This window comes from Mesorhizobium sp. M1A.F.Ca.IN.020.06.1.1 (assembly GCF_004023265.1).
Taxonomy (GTDB): Bacteria; Pseudomonadota; Alphaproteobacteria; order Rhizobiales; family Rhizobiaceae; genus Mesorhizobium.
This window is the reverse complement of sequence record NZ_RZSR01000953.1, coordinates 1-2,270: the sequence shown is the minus strand read 5'-3', so window position 1 is coordinate 2,270 and position 2,270 is coordinate 1. Positions and strand designations below refer to the sequence as shown.

At 66.1% G+C, this 2,270-nt stretch carries 1 protein-coding gene; it reads right to left on the bottom strand.

The genetic code is table 11. The annotated features are described in order from the left end of the window. Window positions 1-86: 86 nt before the first annotated feature. Window positions 87-2,087: a glycogen debranching protein GlgX gene (gene glgX / locus EOA60_RS29480; RefSeq protein WP_095823756.1), complete on the bottom strand. Its 2,001-nt coding sequence runs from the start codon at window positions 2,085-2,087 to the stop codon at window positions 87-89. Window positions 2,088-2,270 lie beyond the last annotated feature (183 nt).

Below are 2,270 nucleotides of genomic sequence, written 5' to 3'. Positions count from 1 at the left end.
GCCGTCGCCGGTCGTATCCTGGAAGGAGCGCGGATAGATCTGGTAGACCACGCAGCCGCGCCACCATTCGGCATTCCCACCAGCCATTACGAACCCTTCCCGGCGTGGGCGTTTCCGGCCGCCCTGCGCTCGATCATGAAATTGACGGTGCGGCCGGGCAGCGGCCGCGCCAGGTCGATCGCCTGCGTGTCGATCGCCGAACGCCACTCGTAGCCATCTCGCAGCGGCAAGGTGAAGACGCATTGGCGGCGGTCGCCATTGACCATGACGGCAAGGCGACCGCGCTGGCTATCGCCGAGGATCATGACGAGGCGGTGTCGGCCGGGGTCGTTCCAGTCGGCCTCGCCGAGCGGCACGCCGGTTTCGGTCAACCACTCGACGTCCGGGATTTCCATTCCGTCTGCAGCTTTGCCGGTCAGGAAATTCGTGTCGGATAACGGCGGAAAGGCACGGCGCAGTTGCGCAAGCGCTGCTGTGTACCGCTCCAGCGCCCGGTCGCGGCCGGCCCAGTCGAGCCAGGTGATGGCGTTGTCCTGCGCATAGGCGTTGTTGTTGCCCTTCTGTGTGCGGCCGAACTCGTCGCCGGCGGTCAGCATGATGGTGCCGCGCGAGGCAAAGAGCGTCGCAAGCAGCGCGCGCTGGTCACCGAAGCGGGCCTTGGCGATTTCGGCGTCATCGGTCTCGCCCTCGACACCGTTGTTCCACGACAGATTGTCATTGTGGCCGTCGCGATTGTGCTCGCCGTTGGCCGCATTGTGCTTCTTCTCATAGGCAACGATGTCGGCCAGCGTCATGCCGTCATGCGCGGCGATGAAATTGACGCTGCGGCTCACCGGCTGGCCCGCCCTGCCGAAGACATCGGAGGAGCCGGCAAGCCGCGTGGCTAAAGCGCCGATCGCGCCCGCGTCGCCGCGCCAAAAGCGCCGGACGTCATCGCGATAGCGGTCGTTCCATTCAAGGTATGGCGGCCGGAAATTGCCGAGCTGGTAGCCGGTCGCGCCAATATCCCATGGCTCGGCGATCAGCACGCGGTCGGCGAGCACGGGGTCGCCGGCGATGGCTTCGAGAAGCGGCGCCTCCGGATCGAACGTGCCGTCAACGCGGCCGAGCACCGGCGCCAGATCGAAGCGGAAGCCGTCGACGCCGGCATGGCGGACGAAATGGCGCAGCGTGTCGAGCACCATCCTCTGCACGACCGGGTGGTCGCAGGCGACGGTGTTGCCGGTGCCGGTGTCATTGGCCAGTCGGCCGTCCGGCATGTGCCGGTAATAGGTCCGGGCGTCGAGGCCGCGCAGCGACAGTGTCGGCCCGAGCCGGTCGCTTTCGCCGGTGTGGTTGAAGACGAGGTCGAGGATCGTGCCGATACCCGCTTCACTCAGCGCCGCGACGGTATCGCGCAATTCGCTCAGGCCGCCCGGTGCCAGGCGGGGATCGAGCGCCATGAAGGTGACGGGGTTGTAGCCCCAGGCATTGTTCAGCCCCAGCGGCGGCAAATGGCGCTCGTCGATCGAGGCCGTGATCGGCATCAACTCGACGGCGGAAACGCCGAGACGCTTCAGATGCTCGACGACAGCCGGATGGGCAAGCGCCGCGATGGTGCCGCGCTGGGCCTCGGGGACGTCCGGATGCAGCATGGTGAAGGAGCGGACGTTGAGTTCGTAAATCAGGCCGCCGGGCCGGAACAGCGGCGGCTGGGGCGGCTGCGGTTTGGGCAGGGAATGAGCAATTGCCTTTGGCATGAGCGAGGACGTGTCGGCGCCTTCATTGCGTTTGGCGGCCAGCCTCCAGTGATATTGGTATGGACGATCGACCTCGACGGCATACGGATCGATGAGAAGCTTGTTCGGATCGAACCAGAGGCCGCGCTCCGGCGCATAGTCGCCGTCGGCGCGAAAACCGTAACGCGTGCCGTTCCCAAGGCCGGGGACAAGGAGTGCATGCACGCCCTCGCCTTCCGGGTTGAGTTCCAGCCGGTCGATCTCGCGCGCGCCGCTATCGTCGAAGAGCGAGACCCAAAGACGTCTGGCCGATGAGGAGCAAACGGCAAAGCGGATGCCTTCGGGAGTGATGCTGGCGCCGAGGGTCATGCGGGCCTCTCCCCTTCTCCCCTTGTGGGAGAACGTGGATCGGCGCGCAGCGCCGAGACGGATGAGGGGCGTTGGAAGGAAAGAGGCGTCGATGTTCTGGACACGGGTTTGCGCCAAGCTGGAGCACCCCTCAACCGTCCGAACTTCGCTCGGCCACCTTCTCCCACAGGGGGAGAAGGTGGC

What these genes read in the sequence shown, in the direction of transcription:
- glgX (WP_095823756.1), bottom strand. Translation starts at nt 2,087, where the DNA reads ATGACCCTCGGCGCCAGCATCACTCCCGAAGGCATCCGCTTTGCCGTT.